The sequence below is a fragment of the Kitasatospora saccharophila genome, assembly GCF_039529925.1.
Taxonomy (GTDB): Bacteria; Actinomycetota; Actinomycetes; order Streptomycetales; family Streptomycetaceae; genus Kitasatospora; species Kitasatospora saccharophila.
Genome location: NZ_BAAANS010000131.1, coordinates 3,414 through 4,948, shown reverse-complemented (window position 1 = coordinate 4,948; position 1,535 = coordinate 3,414). Strand labels below are relative to the sequence as shown.

Here is a 1,535-nt window from a genome sequence, read left to right as displayed (position 1 = left end):
CTGAGGACAAGCCCTCGGCCTATTAGTACCGGTCAACTCCACCCCTCACAGGGCTTCCATATCCGGCCTATCAACCCAGTCGTCTACTGGGAGCCTTACCCTCTCAAGGAGGTGGGAGTGCTCATCTCGAAGCAGGCTTCCCGCTTAGATGCTTTCAGCGGTTATCCCTCCCGAACGTAGCCAACCAGCCATGCCCTTGGCAGGACAACTGGCACACCAGAGGTTCGTCCGTCCCGGTCCTCTCGTACTAGGGACAGCCCTTCTCAACACTCCTACGCGCACAGCGGATAGGGACCGAACTGTCTCACGACGTTCTAAACCCAGCTCGCGTACCGCTTTAATGGGCGAACAGCCCAACCCTTGGGACCTACTCCAGCCCCAGGATGCGACGAGCCGACATCGAGGTGCCAAACCATCCCGTCGATATGGACTCTTGGGGAAGATCAGCCTGTTATCCCCGGGGTACCTTTTATCCGTTGAGCGACGGCGCTTCCACAAGCCACCGCCGGATCACTAGTCCCTACTTTCGTACCTGCTCGACCCGTCAGTCTCACAGTCAAGCTCCCTTGTGCACTTACACTCAACACCTGATTGCCAACCAGGCTGAGGGAACCTTTGGGCGCCTCCGTTACCCTTTAGGAGGCAACCGCCCCAGTTAAACTACCCACCAGACACTGTCCCTGATCCGGATCACGGACCCAGGTTAGACATCCAGCACGACCAGAGTGGTATTTCAACGTCGACTCCACCCGAACTGGCGTCCGAGTTTCACAGTCTCCCACCTATCCTACACAAGCCGAACCGAACACCAATATCAAGCTATAGTAAAGGTCCCGGGGTCTTTCCGTCCTGCTGCGCGAAACGAGCATCTTTACTCGTAATGCAATTTCACCGGGCCTGTGGTTGAGACAGTCGAGAAGTCGTTACGCCATTCGTGCAGGTCGGAACTTACCCGACAAGGAATTTCGCTACCTTAGGATGGTTATAGTTACCACCGCCGTTTACTGGCGCTTAAGTTCTCAGCTTCGCCACGACGAATCGTGACTAACCGGTCCCCTTAACGTTCCAGCACCGGGCAGGCGTCAGTCCGTATACATCGCCTTACGGCTTCGCACGGACCTGTGTTTTTAGTAAACAGTCGCTTCTCGCTGGTCTCTGCGGCCACCACCAGCTCGGGGAGAAAATCCCGTCACCAGCAATGGCCCCCCTTCTCCCGAAGTTACGGGGGCATTTTGCCGAGTTCCTTAACCACAGTTCACCCGAACGCCTCGGTATTCTCTACCTGACCACCTGAGTCGGTTTGGGGTACGGGCCGCCATGAAACTCGCTAGAGGCTTTTCTCGACAGCATAGGATCATCCACTTCACCACAATCGGCTCGGCATCAGGTCTCAGACTATGTGTTGCGCGGATTTGCCTACGCAACGTCCTACACCCTTACCCCGGGACTACCACCGCCCGGGCTGGACTACCTTCCTGCGTCACCCCATCGCTCACCTACTACAGGCTTGGACCGGCGGCTCCACCACGTCCCAT

1 rRNA gene (only partly in view) is annotated in these 1,535 nt (G+C 56.9%); it reads right to left on the bottom strand.

Going from position 1 to position 1,535, the window contains the following annotated elements:
* Positions 1-2: 2 nt before the first annotated feature.
* Positions 3-1,535, bottom strand: a 23S ribosomal RNA gene (locus ABD345_RS39630); it runs 1,672 nt beyond the window's last position.